At 52.2% G+C, this 16264-nt stretch carries 13 protein-coding genes and 1 pseudogene; 8 read left to right on the top strand and 6 right to left on the bottom strand.

The features are described 5' to 3' along the window. Positions 1–62 precede the first annotated feature (62 nt). A pseudogene (locus IV01_RS27490) lies at positions 63–902 on the top strand (PAS domain-containing protein); the annotation flags it as partial. Beyond that, positions 894–1451: a methyl-accepting chemotaxis protein gene (locus tag IV01_RS27485; protein ID WP_229636125.1), complete on the top strand. Its 558-nt coding sequence runs from the start codon at positions 894–896 to the stop codon at positions 1449–1451. The pseudogene IV01_RS27490 and the gene IV01_RS27485, both read left to right, overlap by 9 nt. Before the next feature lie 86 nt (positions 1452–1537). Here IV01_RS27485 and IV01_RS11965 read toward each other — a convergent pair whose 3' ends face one another. From IV01_RS11965 to IV01_RS11985, 5 genes are all read right to left on the bottom strand, one after another. Continuing rightward, a complete protein-coding gene (locus IV01_RS11965) occupies positions 1538–2524 on the bottom strand; it encodes a lysylphosphatidylglycerol synthase domain-containing protein (RefSeq protein ID WP_032628800.1) in 987 nt (328 codons plus the stop codon). Continuing rightward, entirely contained in the window at positions 2521–3804 is a 1284-nt protein-coding gene (gene clsB / locus IV01_RS11970) for a cardiolipin synthase ClsB (RefSeq protein ID WP_032628798.1), read from the bottom strand. Before clsB ends, IV01_RS11965 begins: the two co-directional genes overlap by 4 nt. Beyond that, entirely contained in the window at positions 3801–4586 is a 786-nt protein-coding gene (locus tag IV01_RS11975) for an endonuclease/exonuclease/phosphatase family protein (RefSeq protein WP_032628796.1), read from the bottom strand. Before IV01_RS11975 ends, clsB begins: the two co-directional genes overlap by 4 nt. Continuing rightward, positions 4583–5503 (bottom strand): DUF72 domain-containing protein, encoded by a 921-nt coding sequence (locus IV01_RS11980; RefSeq protein WP_032628794.1) that lies wholly within the window; start codon positions 5501–5503, stop codon positions 4583–4585. The genes IV01_RS11975 and IV01_RS11980 overlap by 4 nt, the downstream gene beginning before the upstream one ends. 193 nt (positions 5504–5696) lie before the next feature. Further along, positions 5697–6836, bottom strand: a complete 1140-nt coding sequence (locus tag IV01_RS11985; protein ID WP_032628792.1) for a hypothetical protein — start codon at positions 6834–6836, stop codon at positions 5697–5699. Positions 6837–7557: 721 nt separating this feature from the next. On the opposite strand from IV01_RS11985, the gene IV01_RS11990 reads away from it, so the two are divergent. After that, the gene (locus IV01_RS11990; RefSeq protein ID WP_032628791.1) at positions 7558–8097 is read left to right on the top strand and encodes a cytochrome b; all 540 of its coding nucleotides are present in this window, start codon (positions 7558–7560) and stop codon (positions 8095–8097) included. Positions 8098–8289: 192 nt separating this feature from the next. Next, the gene (locus IV01_RS11995) at positions 8290–9039 is read left to right on the top strand and encodes a 3-oxoacyl-ACP reductase family protein (protein ID WP_032628789.1); all 750 of its coding nucleotides are present in this window, start codon (positions 8290–8292) and stop codon (positions 9037–9039) included. A gap of 143 nt (positions 9040–9182) precedes the next feature. Here the strand turns inward: IV01_RS11995 and IV01_RS12000 are convergent, their stop codons facing one another. Next, positions 9183–10106: a LysR family transcriptional regulator gene (locus IV01_RS12000; RefSeq protein ID WP_032628788.1), complete on the bottom strand. Its 924-nt coding sequence runs from the start codon at positions 10104–10106 to the stop codon at positions 9183–9185. Between the two features lie 118 nt (positions 10107–10224). Here IV01_RS12000 and IV01_RS12005 point away from each other — a divergent pair, with 118 nt between their 5' ends. From IV01_RS12005 to IV01_RS12025, 4 genes are all read left to right on the top strand, one after another. Beyond that, entirely contained in the window at positions 10225–10983 is a 759-nt protein-coding gene (locus IV01_RS12005) for a 3-oxoacyl-ACP reductase family protein (protein WP_032628787.1), read from the top strand. Positions 10984–12401: 1418 nt separating this feature from the next. Further along, complete coding sequence (locus IV01_RS12010) at positions 12402–13250, top strand: hypothetical protein (protein ID WP_032628786.1); 849 nt, start codon at positions 12402–12404, stop codon at positions 13248–13250. Between the two features lie 570 nt (positions 13251–13820). Further along, complete coding sequence (locus IV01_RS12020; protein ID WP_032628783.1) at positions 13821–14705, top strand: hypothetical protein; 885 nt, start codon at positions 13821–13823, stop codon at positions 14703–14705. Positions 14706–14886: 181 nt separating this feature from the next. Continuing rightward, the gene (locus IV01_RS12025) at positions 14887–16260 is read left to right on the top strand and encodes a DUF2971 domain-containing protein (RefSeq protein ID WP_195758788.1); all 1374 of its coding nucleotides are present in this window, start codon (positions 14887–14889) and stop codon (positions 16258–16260) included. Positions 16261–16264 lie beyond the last annotated feature (4 nt).

Here is a 16264-nt window from a genome sequence, read left to right as displayed (position 1 = left end):
TTTACTGTACAAGTAATTGTACAGCCTGGGTAATGCCATTATGATTGCATCGTTGCCTATGGATGAGCATGAGGGGAATTCACCCTGTCGGCCATGGATCGGGTCCTTATACTGCCCTATCCGAGCCAACCAGTATGCTATTCAGCTCCCATAAGAAAGAACTGATCGCCCTGCAGAACATCATCGACCAGCAGTCCAGCCTGTTACAGGCCATCGACCGATCAATGGCGGTCATTGAGTTCGACCTGCATGGCAATGTTCTAAGCGCTAACGAAAACTTTGCCAAGACAATGGGCTATCGGCCTGAAGAAGTCGTTGGCAAGCCTCACAAGCTGTTCTGCCCTGATGAATTTTCCCGAAGTGCCGAATACAGCCAGCTATGGACACGCTTGCGTGCCGGAGAGTTCGTTTCCGCCACGTTTTTGCGGGTAACAGCCAAAGGCGAACGAGTCTGGCTGGAAGCGAGCTACAACCCGGTCAAAGACGCCACGGGCAACGTGTCCAAAATCATCAAATATGCCATGGACGTCACCGTTAAAATCGAAGCGGAAAGCGAAGCCAAAAGTAAACTGGCGGCTCTGGACCGGGCCATGGCGGTGATCGAGTTTGATCTGGATGGGCGCATCTTGTGCGCCAATGACAACCTCCTCCGCCTGCTGGGTTACAACAGCACCGAGATCATCGGTAAAAACCACAGCGCTCTGTGCCCTCCAGAGCTGGTCAACAGCAGCGAATACGGCGACTTCTGGCGTCGTTTGAACAAGGGCGAGTTCTTCACCGGCCAATTCAAGCGCATCAGCCGCCATGGCAATACGCTATGGCTGGAAGCCAGCTATAACCCGGTGTATGACGCTAACGGCAAACTTTTCAAAATAGTGAAGTTCGCTTCGGACATGACCGAGCGCGTTGAACGCCACGGACGCGACGCGCAAAGTGCTGCACAGGCCTACCACATCTCTGTCCAAACGCAGAAAGTTGCGGAACAAGGCACTGAGGTCATTCATCAGGCGGCAACCGAGATGCGCCAGATTTCTTCAAGCATCGACGATTCTTCACGGATCATTGCCAAACTGGGTGAGCGCTCCGAACAAATCACCGCCATCGTCAACACCATCCGCAGCATCGCTGAGCAAACCAATTTGTTGGCGCTCAATGCCGCCATTGAAGCCGCCCGAGCTGGCGATCAGGGCCGTGGCTTCGCTGTTGTCGCAGATGAAGTGCGTCAGCTGGCTGGTCGAACCAGCCGCTCGACAGCCGAAATCTCGGAAATGATCGGCATGATCCAAAGCGAAACCCAGCAGGCAATTACCAGCATGGGCGCCACCCGCAGCAATGCCAGCAAAGGCGTAGACCTCGCGGATCAGGCCGGTCTGGCAATCGTGAAAATCAGCGAAGGCACGAACAACGCGGTGAACGCTGTGAAGATGTTTGCGGATGATTCGTCGCGTTAAGAATACGGGCCTGTGGCTGCCGAAGGCTGCGGATTGCGGTTTGCCTGTCACACCGCTTTCGCGGCCGTCGTAACCTCCGACGGCTCCTAAAGCTTCTGATTCCTCTCCCCCATCTTTTTGCTGCGCTTCTCGAGCACCAGATACACCACCAGCGCAATGGTCAACGGCAGCAGGAAGTAAATCGCCCGATAACCAATCAAGGCCGCCAATAGGGTGCCTTTGGAAAACTCATCCTGCAGCAATGTGATGAATACGGTTTCCAGAACGCCCAGCCCCGCTGGGATATGGGTGATCACCCCGGCGATGCTGCTGATCAGTAGCACCCCCAGAATCGCAGGGTAAAACGCTTTGTCCGGCAACAGGGTGTAAATCACCAGTGCCATCAACGACCAGTTCAAGGCACCCAGGCTGGCTTGCAGTAACGCCTGTTTAAGCGAGGGCAAGGTGATTTCCTGATTGCGGATCGTCCACGAGCGCCGGGTCGAGAATTGACAGGCCAGCAGGTACGTAATCGACACCACCAGCAGCGCGACACCAATCAAACGCAATGACGTTGCACCTACCGCCCAGTCTTTGGGCAGCTCCAGAAAGCCCATGGCGAAAACAAACCCGGCGAGCAGCATGTAACCCAGCCAGTTCGTCACCAGGCTCAGGCTCAAAATCCGCGTAATGGTCGGCACATCCAGGCCCAATCGGGAATACAGGCGATAACGCAAGGCGATGCCACCCACCCAAGAACTGAGATTCAAGTTAAAGGCGTAGCAGACAAAGGCCACCGGCACGATCTGCTTGATGGCCAGTTTGTGACCGGTATAGAACCGGGCGAGTACGTCGAAGCAGCAGTAGGTCATGTAGCTGCACAAAGCGATCGCGATCCCGATCGCCAGGGTACTGAGCTTGTAGGACTGCAACGCCTGCTTTACTTCCTGCCAGTCGAGGTTTTTCACCAACAAGAACAGCAAAACCGGCACGGCGATAAAGAAAAACAGGTTGAAGGCGCGTTTGGCCCACTTCCACTTATTGCTGGGCTTCTCAGCCGTTTTTTCTGAAGACGCATCAACGGCGTGGCTCATAGCGACTTTTCCTGGTCTGGTTGCAGGCTGGCTTGCAGGTCCTGATTAACACTGTTCTGTTCGCGCTCGACCACACTGGCCTGAGGGATCACATCGTCGGCACGTATGGGTTTGAGGCGCATGCCATGTGCCGGGAACAGACCGGCAATCGCCGGAAAGTGACGCAAAAAGTGGAAGCTCAGGAAAATCATCGGCGCTCGCCACCACTGGCCCCGCGCGGCACCTTTGAGGCTGATCTGCTTGCTATGGGTGGCTGCCAGATCCCGGAGATGCTCGTGCAGGTGCTGGTTGAGCTGCTGATCCCGGATGAACAGATTGACTTCGAGGTTCAGCGCCAGGCTCAAGGGGTCCAGATTGCTGGAGCCAACGGTGGACCATTCGCGGTCAATCAGCGCGACTTTGCCGTGCAACGCACGCTGGGTGTACTCGTGGATCACGACGCCATCGCGCAGCAGATAGGTGTAAGTCAGCCGAGAACAGACCCGCACAAACGGCATATCCGGCTGCCCTTGAAGGATCAGCGTGACTTTGACCCCACGCCGAGCGGCGTTGCGCAGCTCCCGAAGGAATCGATAGCTGGGGAAGAAATAGGCGTTGGCAATGGTAATCCGCTGGGTAGCGTTGCGGATCGCCAGCAAGTACTGCTCTTCAATATCCGTGGTGTGTTCAGCGTTGTCCCGCTCACAGAGCAGCATCCGGGCACTGCCCGCGTGATGGGTCTCAACCCGCAATGCCTGGAACTTGGCCTTCAGGTCGGCGCCCAGCATACGCATGGCGGAACGGTGGATGTCAGCCACAATGGGCCCCTGCACCAGCACGGCGTAATCCTGCTTCGCGGTCAGCCCGGTATCGCTCATATGGTCGACGCTGTAGTTAATGCCGCCAATGAACGCCAGCTCACCGTCAACCACCACCACCTTGCGATGCAGGCGGCGGAACAGGTTGGTGCGCATACCCATCAGGCGTGGCCGAGGATCGAACAGCTGAATGTGAACCCCGGCCGCCAGCATGCGTGCGACAAATGATGAGCTCAGATCACTGGTCCCGTAGTCATCGACCGTGACCACCACCCTCACACCATTGCCAGCCGCCTGAATCAGCGCCTGTTGCAGTGCCTCGCCGACGCGATCCTCAAAAATGATGAAGGTTTCCAGCAACACTTCCTTGCGTGCAGCGCGAATACACTCAAACACTCGGCTGAAATAATCTTCGCCGTTGATCAGCAACTCAACCGAGTTGCCTTCCTGCCATCGGCCATGGCTATGGGCCTGATCGTTCATAAGGTCACCTCAACTGCCAGTGGTGCATGGTCCGAAAGGTGTGACCATGGCCGGTTCGACAACACTTTGGGCCGTTCGGTCGTTGCGTTGCGCACGTAAATCCGATCCAGGCACAACAGCGGCCAGCGTGCCGGAAAGCTTTTGGCCGGACTGCCGAAACGCTGGACAAACACCTCGTGCAGACCGGTTCCGGCCAGCAGCGCATCGGCGCGCTGACGCCAATCGTTGAAGTCACCAGCGACAATCACCGGTGCCGACTCAGGCAGCCGCGCCAACAGCTCAGCCAAGAGTTTCAATTGCTGACTACGGTGATGCTCGCGCAATCCCAGGTGCACACAAATGGCATGCACCTGACCGAAATGCGGCACCTCGAGCACGCAATGCAACAGCCCGCGCTCTTCAGTACCGTGGATCGAGATGTCGAGGTTTTCGTGACGAATGATCGGGTATTTGGACAACAGGGCGTTGCCATGATGGCCGTGGGGGTAAACCGCGTTGCGGCCGTAGGCGAAATCGGTCCACATGCTGTCGGCAAGGAATTCGTACTGCGACGTGGTGGGCCAGCCTTTGACCCGCTGCGCATGGTTCTGATGCTCGCCGTGCACTTCCTGAAGAAAGACGATATCCGCCGACACATTGCGCACTGCATCGCGCAATTCCGGCAGGATGAAGCGCCGGTTGAAGAAGCCGAAGCCCATGTGCATGTTCATGGTCAGCACATTCAAGCTAACCCTGGCAGGCGTCGCTGTTCGCACGCCTATCGGCGCTGTGGCACTGGTCAAAACTCAACTCCTTGCAGGTCACCAGGCGCTACTTGCAGCGTCCTGGCCAGGTCAAAACGCTCCAACAGCTTGCGGGCGTCATAAGGCGCCCGGACTTTGATGTCGTTATCGAAATAGCAAAATATGTCGCGGGATTTACGGCTGGGGGCTTTCTGTTTTTTTGCGATCAAATGTGCATCCGCGGGCTGCCCGCCCCTGCGCCAGGCATCGATACGCTCAGCCCACCGCTCAATGGCGGCATCGCTGTAGCCACTGGCGTAGAGTTTTTTATCGCCATGCAGGCGCATATAAACGAAGTCGCTGGTGAGGTCTTCGACGTATGGCCATTTCCCTGCGGTATCTGCGACCACCAGCGCGACTTTGTATTTGCGCAACAGCGCTACGAACGCGGGGACACAAAAGCTTGCATGACGGATCTCTACGGCATGGCGAATCTTGCCGGTCTTGGGCATATCCAGATAGCCGGGCTTGTCCATGCGCTCATCGCAGGTTTGTGCACATGCCTTGGCCTGTTTCATGTTGTGCGCCAGCAGGCTCAGGAAGTGCTCGAATTTTTCCTCGTCGAATTTGAAGCTGGGCGGGAACTGCCAGAGTATTGGCCCGAGTTTGCGGCCAAGCTGGAAGATGCCAGAGGCGAAAAAATTGGCCATCGGTTTTTCGATATCGTTCAAGCGCCGCACATGGGTAATGAAGCGCGGACCTTTGATGCTGAAGACGAAATCGTCCGGAGTATCAGCGGCCCAGCGGGCGTAGAGTTCAGGCGATTGCAAGGAATAGAACGAGCCATTGATTTCGATACTGTTGACGGCCCGCGAGGCGAATTTCAGCTCGTTCTTCTGAGTCAGCTTCTCTGGGTAGAAATCCCCTCGCCATGGGACGTAACGCCAGCCGGAAATGCCTATGCGGATATCGCTCATGGGGAAAGTCTCAGTCCAGTGCAATGCGTGTATCCCAATTATCCCAATCGTTTCGGACCTCCAGGCATGCTGTCAGCCTGAGTGACGTCCGAGATCAAACTTGAGTAGTCACGTCATATGAATCCTGGCACTGGCACAGGTTCCCTGACTTTACGTCCGGTTCCCTCCGCTAGGGCTGATCAAGACTTTTCGTTCAGGCCTTTTGCAGGCTTGATTGGGTAAACTCCCGGAACTTGCAATTGAGCTCATGAGCACACTGATGGACGTCGGCCAATGGCATGCGCCCCACATGAAAGCCCATCAGTTCTTCCATGATGGCCATCTTGCGGGCGTCAAATGTGACACTGCCATCGGCGTGCAGGGTGTCAATCCCATCCTCGCGCAGGCCCACCTGATTGACGCTGATCGCTTCGGCCCGAGACACCTCGTAAGGCAGTGCCAACAAGACATGCCCCATTCCAATACGCACCGGATAACCGCCCGGCAAACCGTTGGGCCCAGGTGCATGGGTGAAGATTTCTTCAGGGCTGTGCAGATTTTCCAGTATCTGGGCTGCGGAAATGGCACTGAGAAAGTTGATATTGATGCCGCCGAGGCTGCGGAAGTGGGTACAGACCGAACGGAAAATTAGCGCATCCTGGAATTCACCGGTGTAATCCACACCATTGACGGCATAGCTCAGACGGTAAGGCGCCCAAGGTGGCAAGGCGGCATTCGCGACGTGATGGGCGAAATACTGTTGCGCAACCAGCCTCACTTGCACCTTTTCTGGAGGCGCCATTGCCAGCCTGGCAATAGACAGCCTGAGCGCTGGAATGAGATTGGCGATCCCCCCCGAGCCGGTGTCCGGGGCCATGCCAACCTTGTAGAGCACTGCGTTGACCGCATCAGGGAACGCCGCGTTAACCGTCATCAGCCTGACGCCCGAATGTTTGACCGCGCGCATGAGTTCATACGCGGGCGCAAGTTGCATCGGCAACCAAGGACCAAAACGGGCTTGTTCAAGTGCCTGGAAGTTATCGTCTGAGAGCTGGTTAATAGCTCGCCAGGATTGCAGCGCCGCACCGTTGAAAATAATGTCCGGTCGAATACGTGAAAGAGTGGCGGAGTTTTCTTCTACATTCCCTTCTGCCAAATCCATTACTACCGGATAAATTGTACAGGTCTTGCCTAACTGCAAGCATCCAACGCGCAACATATTGCAACTACGTATAAGTTTCTTCATATCACGCCCGGCCAGATAAAAAACAAACTTGCAACTCGGCATTAGCAACTTGAGAAGCTGCATGCACAGATCTCCCCCGCCAACAATCAGCAATTTCTTGGTATCCATCAGATTTCTCCTCAGCCAGGCTGAGATCAGTAGATGCTTCCCGCGCAGACAAAAACCCGCAAGCACGCAGCTGGGGTCCATTAAAGATGCAATCATTCACAATGCATCAAGGGCAAAGGCCAGGATTGAGTTATAGATTTTTCTCCGAACGTTATATGAATTTTTGTTTGCCCACCCTAGCCAAATAGATCTATAAGATTTTCTTATAATGTTATCGTGCTATTAACTGCACGTTCACACCCAAGTCTCTGCAGCACAGCCATACCTTCACATGGTCACTTTCTCACCGGCTTGTCACTCATTTCGGAATAGCGTGGGAACAAGATGGATCCAAGAATGAAAACTGTCAAACAATGTCTGGCGACCTCATCAGTACGATTGGATATAACTATGAATATTTTAATTGCGCGGCTATTTGATGCTCGATTTAATTCACGGGCTTCGTAGAGGGCTCGTCATGCCTGAACGAACGTGCCAAGTGGATAGTATTAAGCACACAGCTACGCTCAAAATGATGGCGCTGGGGCATGGAGCTTGCTAAAAAAGGCGAGGCGGACGTTTCGGCAAAAAGTCGCTGCACAAGTGCCACAAATAGAGCATCACAGTGGAGCGAATCGGCACCGGCGTAGGTCAGACAGACATATCCGGCTGCTCTCGCTCTGGTACTGCGCAGACGCCCGGACTGGCTCGAAAACTATAAAGAACAGCAAAGGAATTAACCGTGAATTTACCTACCTCTGAACGCTACAGCTCCAAGGCCCGCTGGTTTCATTGGGGAATGGCGGCCCTGATCGTGCTGGCTTACATGCTGATTCTCAGCAGATCGCAATTTACCCGGGGCTCCGACGTACGGATTTTTGTGGTCCAGAGCCATTACTGGGTCGGCATCGTGGTATTGCTCATGGCATTTTTCAGGGTTGCAGAGCGTCGGCGCCACACACCGCCCGGCATCACTCCACCTCTGGAAGGTGTTTTGCGAACAGCGGCAACCCTTTCGCACTACCTGCTGTATGCATTTCTATTTGCGCAACCGTTGCTGGGTCTGTTCACGGTACTGATCGAAAAAGGCTCGCTGCCGATCCCGTTGACGCAGCTATTGATACCGTCCCCCTTCCCGGTTTCAGATCAATTCGCCGAAAACCTGGAAGACGTCCATAAACTGCTGGGCACTATTTTTTACTACGTGATTGGTCTGCATGTCGTTGCAGCGATCTGGCACCACTTTGTGCGCAAGGACAATACCGTCAAACGGATGGTGTAGGCCGTACAGGCTGGAAATGCCGGTCAGGCATCGCACGCCCGATGGCTTGGCGACTGGCGCGCCGCCCTTTGGGGTACGGATACTAAACTTCTGGTTTACACAGACCATCGCAATTACTGGCTACACGGCATGCAATCCACCCCGGATACTGCCCCCCCATCAACGGCTTCACTCACGACTCTGGAGAACAGCATGACTCAGCAATTCACTCTCAGCGGCAAAGTGGCACTCGTTCAGGGCGGCTCCCGTGGTATCGGCGCAGCCATCGTCAGACGTCTGGCCGCAGAAGGCGCAGCGGTTGCCTTTACCTATGTGAGCTCCGACGCCAAGGCGCAGGAACTGCAGGGCGGCATTATTTCTAACGGCGGCAAAGCCCTGGCGATCAAGGCCGACAGTGCCGACGCGGAGGCGATTCAACAGGCGGTAGCCCGCACGGTCGAGCAGTTTGGTGGCCTCGACATTCTGGTCAATAACGCGGGCGTGCTGGCCGTCGGTCCGCTGGAAGAATTTAGCCTCGAAGATTTCGACAGGACCCTGAACATCAACGTGCGCAGCGTGTTCATCGCCTCCCAGGCGGCTGCGCGACACATGGGCGATGGCGGCAGGATTATTAACATCGGCAGCACGAATGCCGATCGCATGCCCTTCGCTGGCGGCGGTGTCTATGCCATGAGCAAGTCTGCACTGGTAGGTCTGACCAAGGGCCTGGCCCGTGACCTGGGCCCACGGGGCATTACCATCAACAACGTGCAACCCGGCCCGGTCGATACAGACATGAATCCGGCAACCGGCGACTTCGCCGAATCGCTGATCCCGCTGATGGCCATTGGACGCTACGGTCACGCCGAAGAAATCGCCAGCTTTGTCGCCTACCTGGCAGGCCCGGAAGCCGGCTACATCACTGGCGCCAGCCTGACCATTGATGGCGGCTTCGGGGCCTGAGGCCGTTAGCTCATCTGGAATGTGTTTTCTGTAAGAGCACACGAGCTACGCGAGGCCACGATGGCGGTGTATCAGGCAGAACGCTATCGCTGGCTCGCGTTGCTCGAGCTTCTACAGCACCCCTGTTTCCACACCACAACGACCTAGATAGCACTGAATAAACGTGACAATTCCTGCTCGGCAAACTGCTCGATCACGAAATCGACAAACGCCCGAGTCTTGCCTGGCAGCATTTTGTGTTCGCTGTAATAAAGCGACAGGATGCCGTCATCAACGTACCAGTCAGGCAGCACGCGCAATAAGCGGCCACGGCGCAAATACGGCACAGCGAATGCCACGCTGACCAAAGCAATGCCCAGCCCCTGCTCCGCCGCACCACACGCCGCATCAGGATCGCTCATGGTCATACGCCCTTTGAGATTCATCGGGCTATGTTCGCGCGCGCGATTGGTCAAGGGCCAGGTGCGCACTCGACCCGTCTGGGGAGAACGGATCAGGATGCCTTCGTAGCCCTGCAAATCCTCAGGATTGCGAATCTCCGCTCGCGCTGCCAGATAGTCCGGCGATGCCACCAGGATCCGATGTGCAGGCGCCAGTTTTCGGGCGACCACCCCTTGCGGCAAATCAAATCCGCCACCGATGGCTGCATCAAAGCCCTCGCCTATCAAATCCACCTGTCGATTATCGAAATGCCAATCCGGCGTAATGGCTGGATAGCGGCGCAAGAACTCGGCCAGTAGCGGCACGATATAAAGCCGCCCGAACACCGTGCCCATACTGACCCTCAGCGTGCCACTGGGCTGCCCCTGTGTGCTGACCAGATTGGCCACTGCATTCTGGATGGTGTTCAGGCTACCCGTCACTTCCCCCAGGAAACGTTGCCCGGCTTCCGTCAGCGTCAGGCGCCGGGTACTACGCTGAAACAGACGCACCCCGAGACGTGCCTCCAGTTTGGCAACGCTCTTGCCCACTGCGGCAGGGGTCAAACCAAGTCGTCGTGCGGCCTCGGCAAAACTGCCCACTTCGGCACTGCGCACAAAGCATTCGATGCTGCTGAAGTTTTCCATGGTCTGGATTCTAAACTTTTGGTTTACAAAGACTATCGCAATCAGCGTCTACACAGCGCGCAATTACCACCCGATACTCGCCGCCTTTTCAAACCACTCACCTGATCGGGAGAACTTCATGACTCAGCAAACAGCATCCTCCGGCCCTCTCAAGGGTAAAACGGCGCTCGTCCAGGGCGGCTCCCGTGGCATTGGCGCCGCTATTGTTCAACGCCTGGCGAAAGAAGGTGCCGCAGTTGCCTTCACCTACGTAAACGCCGACGCCCAAGCCAAAGCACTACAGGACAGCATCATCAACGAAGGTGGCAAGGCACTGGCGATCGAAGCCGATAGCGCCGACCCTCAGGCCATCCGTGATGCCGTCGCCACAGCGGCCGAGAAGCTTGGCACCATCGACATTCTGGTCAATAACGCTGGCGTGCTGGCGGTCGGCCCACTGGACGACTTCAGCCTCGACGATTTCGAGCGCACGGTTAACGTCAATGTACGCAGTGTCTTCGTTGCCAGTCAGGCAGTTGCTCGGCAGATGGCTCACGGGGGCCGCATCATCAATATCGGCAGCATCAATGCCGAGCGCGCCTTTGCGGGTGGAGCGGTGTACGCGATGAGCAAATCGGCACTGGTGGGCCTGACCAAAGGCATGGCCCGAGACCTCGGCCCGCGCGGTATCACCGTCAACAACCTGCAACCCGGCCCGGTCGATACGGACATGAACCCGGCAACCAGCGAACGCGCCAAGTCGCGCATGGCCATGATGGCTGTGGGTCGCTACGGCCAGACCGAAGAAATCGCCAGCTTCGTCGCCTATCTGGCAGGCCCGGAAGCGGGTTACATCACCGGTGCCAGCCTGAGCATTGATGGTGGGTTTGGGGCCTGAGCTAGCCAAGCGCTGACTCCACGAACCCAACTTCTGTTGGCGCCGGGCTTGCCGCGATGAACAATGGCGCGGTGGGCCCGAAGATCCCGCCCCCTGTGGGAGCCGAGCTTGCCCGCGAAGAACGATGACGCGATGAACCTGAGCTTCACGTCGACTGATTCGCGGGCAAGTTGGAATGCCGCCCACACACGCCAACGGGCTTGGTGCGCAATTCCCCAGAGCTTGCCTTTGCGCCCCACAAACGAAAAACCCCTGACATTCACAAGGAATCTCAGGGGTTTCGTTTACATCGAATTTGGCGGTGAAGGAGAGGTTCGAACCCACCCGTTCGACGTTTTCGAAAGGCTACCCCCCGGTTTATAAGGGCTGTAGCCCGGTGCGGTAGAGTGATTTGGTCCCATTACAGTCCCATGGCGGTCCCACGGATGAGCGCAGAACCTGAGTGGGATCCCCCAAATATGCCCTCAAAAGGCGCTAAATCGAATTTTCAGGTTGAGGTTTAAAGTGAGTATTAAAGGTATTTTTTTACATTAATCGTCTACACACCAGTGAAACTGGGGCTTGTAGACAATCGACCAACCATCTTTTTTTCGCCGCTGTGACTATTTATGGGGCTATCACGAAAGCTATTTGATTCTGTTTTTAACTAATTGATTTATAACGGTTTTAATTATAATACCTTCATAAATACCTTGCGTGGCCACCCTTTCGCCATGTATCAACCCCCCGGTTTCCGTGGCCTGTAGAGCACATATTTAAAGGTTTTCATAAGGGTGGCGAAAAATAGCCACTTTCAACACCGTTCCCGCAAACAGGCTTTTTCCAATCCGTTTGTGAGCGCTTCAAAACCACCCTGGATTCCCGCCCTACTCTGTAACGTCGTGCAACCACGGAGTTTCACTCCAGGCCACGCAACACCTGGGCTGCGGCTGGCTTTATCCCGGATCCATGGATTAAAACATGCTCGCTGAATTGATCTGCCCCGTTTTCAAAAACACTGGTAATGAACCGTTTTCAAGTTTTCCGGCCAATGAATACGGGCGTGTCAGCTTTTAGCCTCGTTCACCAGGTGAGCGCGCCGCTGTGCAACCGCGCTTCATTTCCTTGCAAAACTTTTCACAAAATGAAAAGCCCGATCACCTGCAGAGACCCACGACCTACGCGGGCTGCAGCCTCGTTTGCACCACGGGGCGGATTGCACAAAAAAATCACGCAAAGCCCGTCGGCGGGAGGGGGATAAGTGCTTTTTTTCAGCATTTTTTCTTGCCGACTCGGTTTTACGCTGGAACCCGACTCTTACCCACTTCAAGAGGTCTCAACGCGTTATGACTGCATAAGCAACTACCGACTGGCCACCTGCCACTGGACTCTGGTAGATTTATTTACATGAGATTGAGCTGTCAGGGAGGAGCAATTTGATGATTGGTAAGGTAAATCGCGTTTTATTGATTATCGATGACTCCGGAGCGTTGGTGTACGGTCACGCAATTGTATGGCACATGTCGGAACTCGATTATTATATAAAAGACTGGCAGATTCATTCACTACACAAGTGGAGAGTTCTATACAAAGACTTCTCTGAAGCGTCTGAAGTATCACAAGCCATCTTAGAAAAAAGATTTAAAGTATGTAAAAAAGAGATGGACACTTTTGTAGTAGATATGAGCTTTGACAATTCAGAGTTGATTTTTTTAGAACAAAAGATGGATCAAGAAAACTTTAACCCTTTTTCAAATCTTTGCACCTGGGCAAACTTCCACTACAACGAACTTGACACATGTCAATTCGAAAGCCAAGACTTCCTTCGCGCTCACATGAAAGATGTTGAAACCATTAAAACCAAATACTCAATCGACCTATATAAATATCCATATCTTTTAGGCGTATTTACAGAGTTCGATCCCGTGCGACTTGAGGAAAGTTTCAGAGGTCTAGCAGACCAACAAACGACCGGCTATAGCATAACGATGCAAGACTACTTTAACTTATACTCCGGTGCTCTCGTAACGATTAAAAGCAACGACGATAACCAGAAGCACACACACAGTTACGAACTTGATGAAAACACGCATCTTGTAAACTCTGGCTTTGTACCTAATTTCGTTACCACTACAGTAGAACATGATCAAAAGATTATTTTCATCTCCAGCTTCTACTTAATCAAAAGCATATCTCTTAACTCACATATCATCAGTGAAAAACACATAAAATACAAAGACCGAGTAATAACCCAAACGGTAGTGGATAGGTCAAAATTCGATGTCTAAATGGCAAGCTCGTAGAGAAAAAATATTAGCCGACTCGGACTATGACGATCTCATAACGATACCAATGCTCGAGGAAAAAGCATTCTGCATTGATGACATTATTAGAAATATATCGCATCACTTCGCAGCCTCACATGCGACACACATAGTCATAGCAGACCCTTATCTAGAAGAAACAGACATCGAGCTGGTTCTGCGAATGTTTGGGGGACATGTGGGACGCACCATTACGATAATAACAAACCTATCGAACCACAGTAAGCTCTACCAGAAATTAGAGTCAGCTAAAACATTGAAGAAAGTCATAACAGACATAGACGCTAGAGAAATATTTAAATCAATCAACATATGCAAAACCAACATGAAATTTCATGACCGATTCATTTTTTCATTTGATGAAGGTCGGGACGGATTGCTTTTGTGGTGCGGCACTTCACTAAACCAATTTATGCAAAACTATGGAAGCCTGATAAAGATCTCAAACAAAGCGTTCAAGAGACAAATAGTTAAATTCATAAATGCTGCGAGCGACGATGGCCATACTCTAGAAGAATACATCCGGAGAAACTCATGAATCTCGAATACATGTTCTCACTGGTCAGGGCGGGAGAGCACATTGGTGAGAGTGAGCGCCCTCACATGACAGAGCAAAGCGGCGACGATATTTCTCTGTACATTGATCTCATGCATTACGGCTTTACAATGAAAGCCGGACGCCAATTAACTCCCGAATTCAGAGGAGCCTTCCGGCAGCTTTCCTTAAACGAACAGCTTTTACTAGCAGCTGAAGATGAGTCAAGGCTATTGGAAGCAGTGTTGCTAAATGATGTGTTCCTCGCAGACTCTGACATCCTGCTACGGGAGTATCAGCTCCACAGCAAAATTCTGAGAGACATATGCTCAGCTGTCATCGTAGTAAACAGACGTGTGGATTATATTGCCCACTCAGACCTAGACTTGCTTTATCGTTACTTTGTAAATGCCAAAGTAAGCGACGATCAGCTTTATAGATTTGCGGACAAAGTGTTCATTAGCACTCTTTTGGAACGCCTATTAAATGAAGAGCGCGTTATATTTACTTGGATCATCAACAATTTGAAATCCATGATTCAACAAGGATATCTAGACGCCTGCAACAACAAATATTTCTTTAGTAAATTATTTGCAAAAAGCGATTACGTACAGGGTGACACTGTAGCTTTACTCGAGCTCGCGGCAGAAAAAAGTGTAGAGGTATACGAATGTCTTATTTCAGCACATGTAAGGATCGACCCTTTCCATCGCCAGACAGACTATGGTGGATGGTTACGAGAGGCTAAGAAATTTCAAGCCCTAGCTAAACTTACATTCAATGTACCGGAAGGATATACCAGCAAGGAGCATTTAAAAATGTTACATCGTATGAACGCATTTGAAAAACTATATCAATTCGAACGCGCTTACTTGAACCTCTAAACTGGTTTAGGTTCATGATCTGCTTCATAGCTTGGGGCCGCGCTACGAACTGAAGGTGGGACCGTAGGTACAGTCATCAGTACCCGAGCCGGGCAGGATAGTCACAACAATTAGGACTTATGTTATGGAAAATTATTTGTATAGGTTCAGGTCGGCCCACAGGCTACTAGGGAATGATGACGTGACCTTAGGTAATATTTTTTTAGGCGAACTTAAAACACAGCAGATTTATTTCGCATCAACTGAGGAGCTTAACGACCCATTAGAGGGCTTTAAAAGCGTTCATTGGCGCGGCGACTTCATCATATGGAAAAACCTTATAAAACATTACTTAATTTGTCATGCGCGCCAGTATTTAAAAACCCATGACAATGATGAAACATTGGCCTCCCAAACTACCATTGACATAAACTGCACCATTGAAGACTTTGATAGCGAGTTACAGGTAGCGATTGCTGAGATATGCCAGCATTTCTTCTCCGCCCCGCTAATAGAGGATTATATAAACATCATCTGCAGAAACAACAGAATAGTTCAGAAAAACGAACTAGAGGTGCACTTCCAGTTTTTCCACCCGATTACCCGCCACATTATTCAGACAATCTTCCATAAGCATGGTTTTTTAAATGATACGCATCTACCAAAAGGCCCGGCCCCGACTCATTATTTCGGTCCAATTATTCAGACAGTGAAAATAGCGAGCAAAATTTCAGATGCAGCCCTGGGCGTTTTCTTCACTGAAACGCTTTACAATTTTTTAACGCATACTGCGCTGAGCAACAATTGGAAAAACAGTATCAGGACTCGTAATGTTGCTGACATGTACGTCGGCCTGCACTTCCCGCAAGAATTCTGCAATGCATTAGAGCGCCTCATGTATCCTAGCTGGTATGTGGCATGCTTTATGAAAAGCTGCGAGGATGCGTCAATATGGGGGACATATGGAGATGGCCATAAAGGAATATGCTTGAAATACAAGGTTGAAGCTAGCGACGAAAAAATGTTTATAAACCTAAAACTACCACCTCTACAGCAAAATTCGAGCGAATCCAATTCTTGGTCGAGCCTCTTCTTTTACAAAGTTGATTATGGCAAAGGCCATCCTGAAACTAATTTTTTCGTTAGCATGGCAAGGATACCAAAAACGGACTTGGTCAGATATTGGTACAAAGGTGATAACAACGACGTAAGCATTTGCAAAAGCTGGTACCAGAGCCTTGGCACTGCAAATCCTAATATGCACATTGAGAACTTCACCCACTCATTCACCTGCAAGCTGAAGGCCTGGAAAAAAGAGCAAGAATACAGGTTAGTCTTGGACGACTTTGCTTATGACATAGCGAACAAATCAAGTAGAACTGTTACTTACTCCCTAGACAATCTTGACGGGGTGATATTCGGCATCAGAACACCGCTCGAGCAAAAGCTACGAACTCTCGATATAGTTAAAGAGCTTTGCATCGGGAATAATATAGAAATCAATGTGTACCAAGCTTACTTTGACAGAACCGACAATACCATTCGCTATTACAAGATTCAGAATTTGAACATTTAAAAAG

Source organism: Pseudomonas syringae (genome assembly GCF_000737245.1).
Classification (GTDB): Bacteria; Pseudomonadota; Gammaproteobacteria; order Pseudomonadales; family Pseudomonadaceae; genus Aquipseudomonas; species Aquipseudomonas syringae_J.
This window is presented reverse-complemented; position numbering and strand designations above follow the sequence as displayed.